Origin of the sequence: Cochlodiniinecator piscidefendens (assembly GCF_011326755.1) — a bacterium.
Classification (GTDB): domain Bacteria; phylum Pseudomonadota; class Alphaproteobacteria; order Rhodobacterales; family Rhodobacteraceae; genus Cochlodiniinecator; species Cochlodiniinecator piscidefendens.
Map to the genome: position 1 here is coordinate 1 of NZ_JAAOIE010000018.1, position 3,413 is coordinate 3,413.

The 3,413-nt window shown below is 55.3% G+C and carries 2 protein-coding genes; both read right to left on the reverse strand.

The window, feature by feature from the left end; all coding sequences use genetic code 11:
• Window positions 1-58 precede the first annotated feature (58 nt).
• Window positions 59-2,911 carry an aminomethyl-transferring glycine dehydrogenase gene (gene gcvP, locus G9C99_RS18290; RefSeq protein WP_166418980.1) on the reverse strand — a complete coding sequence of 951 codons (2,853 nt, stop codon included), beginning with the start codon at window positions 2,909-2,911 and terminating at the stop codon, window positions 59-61.
• A 103-nt stretch (window positions 2,912-3,014) separates the two neighbouring features.
• On the reverse strand, window positions 3,015-3,380 hold the full coding sequence (gcvH, locus tag G9C99_RS18295; protein WP_166418981.1) for a glycine cleavage system protein GcvH: 366 nt from the start codon (window positions 3,378-3,380) through the stop codon (window positions 3,015-3,017).
• Between the last annotated feature and the right edge of the window lie 33 nt (window positions 3,381-3,413).

A 3,413-nucleotide genomic window follows, 5' to 3' on the forward strand; every position in this document is an offset into this window, starting at 1 on the left:
AAAAAGCCCTCCAAAAGGAGGGCTTTTTGATTTGCTTTAGAATGGCCCGATGGGCGGTTTATTCGTCTTCGTAGTCGGACATTGGGGGGCAGGAGCAGATGAGGTTTCTGTCACCATAAGCGTTGTCGACGCGGTTGACGGGGGACCAGTATTTATCCACTTTGAACGCCCCTTTGGGGTAGCAGGCTTGTTCGCGGGAATAGGGTCTGTCCCAGTCGCCCACCAGATCGGCCACGGTGTGTGGCGCGTTTTTCAGTGGGTTGTTTTCCGGGTCGATCTTGCCTTCTTCGATTGCGCGCGCTTCTTCGCGGATATCGAGCATCGCCCGGATAAAGCGGTCGATTTCGTCTTTTGGCTCGGATTCCGTTGGCTCCACCATCAGGGTGCCAGCCACAGGCCAGCTCATGGTGGGGGCGTGGAAGCCGTTATCAATCAGACGCTTAGCGACATCATCCACTGACACACCAGCACTTTCGTCCAGAGGACGTGTATCCAGGATACATTCATGCGCCACGCGACCAGCATCAGAGCTGTAAAGGATGTCATAGGACCCTTTCAGGCTCTCGGCGATGTAGTTTGCGTTCAGGATCGCAACACGGGTTGCTTGGGTCAGACCTTCGCCACCCATCAGCAGGCAATAGGCCCAGCTGACCGGCAAAATGCTAGGTGAACCAAACGGCGCCGCCGAGACCGGACCAACCGCAGTGCCATATTCAGGATGCCCCGGAAGGTACTCTTCCAAGTGTGCCTTAACACCAATCGGGCCCATGCCGGGGCCACCGCCGCCATGCGGAATGCAGAAGGTTTTGTGCAAGTTCAAGTGGCTCACGTCGCCGCCAATATCACCCGGACGGGACAGACCCACCATCGCGTTCATATTCGCGCCATCGATGTAAACCTGACCGCCATATTGGTGGGTCAAGGCACAGACCTCGGTCACTGTTTCTTCAAACACACCATGGGTTGATGGGTAGGTGATCATGCAGGCCGCAAGGTTATCGCCGTGCTTTTCTGCCTTATCCCGGAAGTCCGCAACATCGATATTGCCTTTGTCGTCGGCTTTGACCGGAACAACTTTCCAGCCCACCATCTGCGCGGACGCAGGGTTAGTGCCGTGGGCAGAGGTCGGGATCAAACACACGTTCCGGTGGCTTTCGCCGCGCGCCGCGTGGTAACCGCGAATGGTCAAAAGACCCGCATATTCGCCCTGCGCACCAGAGTTCGGCTGCTGGCTGATCGCGTCATAGCCCGTGACCTGACACAGTTTGTCATTCAGATCGTCAATCATTTCCAGATAACCTGCCGCCTGATCCGCCGGCACAAACGGGTGCAGGTTGCCAAATTCAGGCCAGGTCACCGGGATCATTTCCACGGTCGCGTTCAGTTTCATCGTGCAAGACCCAAGCGGGATCATCGCGCGATCAAGTGCCAAATCGCGGTCCGCAAGACGGCGCATATAGCGGGTGATTTCCGCCTCAGCCCGGTTCTTGTGGAAGATCGGATGCGTCATGTATTCGCTTTCGCGCAGCGCATGCTCTGGCAAACGGTATTCGCGGTTCGCCTCGGAGTCATCCTTCATGTCGCCGCCAAACGCACGCCAAACCGCCTCGATGGTTTCGCTGCGTGTTTGTTCATCAAGCGAGATACCAACACGGTCGTTGCCGATTTTACGAAGGTTGATGCCCTCGTTCACAGCTGCTGCCATCACCACGCCTTGCAACGCGCCAACCTCAATCGTGATCGTGTCAAAGAACACTTCGGGAGAGACCTTAAAGCCAAGGCTTTCAAGACCTTTGGCCAAACGCGATGTCTTACGGTGCACCGATTGCGCAATCGCTTTGATCCCATCGGGGCCGTGATACACACCATACATCGATGCAATAACCGCCAACAAAGCCTGTGCAGTACAAACGTTTGAATTGGCTTTTTCACGGCGGATGTGCTGTTCGCGGGTTTGCAGCGCCAGACGGTAGGCTTTGTTGCCACGGCTGTCGATGGACACGCCGATAATCCGACCCGGCATCGCGCGCTTCAACTTATCCGTTGTCGCCATATAGGCCGCGTGCGGACCACCATAGCCCATCGGCACACCAAAGCGCTGGGTCGAGCCAATCGCAATATCAGCGCCCATTTCACCCGGTGATTTCAACAGCGCCAGCGACAGAATATCCGCCGCAACGACCGCAATCGCCTTATGTTCATGCAGGGCTGCGATTTGATCGGTGAAGTCACGCACATGGCCGTAAGTGCCCGGATATTGGAAGATCGCACCAAAGACAGCGCCCGCCTCAAGGTCCGCCGGATCACCAACCGTCACGTCAATGCCCAAAGGTGCTGCGCGGGTTTTGATCACTTCGATGGTTTGCGGGTGGCAATATTGGTCAACAAAAAACGCCGCGTTATTGGCCTTAGAGCGTCCACTGCGTTTGGCCATCGCCATCGCTTCGGCCGCTGCGGTCGCTTCATCCAGCAACGATGCGTTGGCAATGTCCAGACCGGTCAGATCCGTCACCATGGTTTGGAAGTTCAACAGCGCCTCAAGGCGGCCTTGGCTGATCTCAGGCTGATACGGGGTATAGGCCGTGTACCATGCCGGGTTTTCCAAAATATTGCGCAAAATCGGCGCCGGTGTCGTCGTGCCGTGGTAGCCTTGCCCGATCAATGAGGTCAGGACCTTATTCTTGCTTGCGACCTGCTTCATATGGAACAGCGCGTCACGCTCAGTCATCGCCGGACCCCAGTCCAAAGGCGCTTTCTGGCGGATCTGCTCAGGCACAGTCGCGTCAATCAAATCATCCAGCGTCTTAAAGCCGATCACCTTCAACATATCCGCCATCTCACGCGGGGATGGGCCGATATGGCGGCGATTGGCAAAATCATACGCTTCGTAGTCGGTCAGTTTAAAAGCCATGGGAAGTCTCCTGTCACGGACCCAAAGGTCACGTCAAAGCGCGCCACACGAAAAGGCGCACATAAAAAAGCGGGGATGGGGCCACGATTGCGGCCCCAAATCCTTAGCCGATAAAGGACTTGTAGCCGTCCAGATCCATCAAATCATCAAGCTGCGACGCATCCGCAATCTTGATCTTGTAGATCCAAGCATTGTCTTCAGGGCTCTCGTTCAATTGACCAGGCGCGCCTTCAAGCTCTTCATTCGCCTCAACAACAACACCGTCAATCGGTGCGTAAATCTCAGACGCAGCCTTAACCGATTCAATCACACCGATCTCATCGCCCTTTTCAAACTCGTCATCAGCTTCTTTCATCTCGATGAAAACAACATCGCCCAATTGCTCAGCCGCATGCGCCGTAATTCCAACCGTCGCAATATCACCCTCAACTGAAACCCACTCATGATCCTCTGAATAATAGATTCCCATTACTATATCTCCCTAGCTCAACGCTTGTAGTTT

Excerpts from the sequence above, each read along its gene's own strand:
- gcvP (WP_166418980.1), bottom strand. The coding sequence starts at position 2,911 with ATGGCTTTTAAACTGACCGACTACGAAGCGTATGATTTTGCCAATCGC.
- gcvH (WP_166418981.1), bottom strand. The coding sequence starts at position 3,380 with ATGGGAATCTATTATTCAGAGGATCATGAGTGGGTTTCAGTTGAGGGT.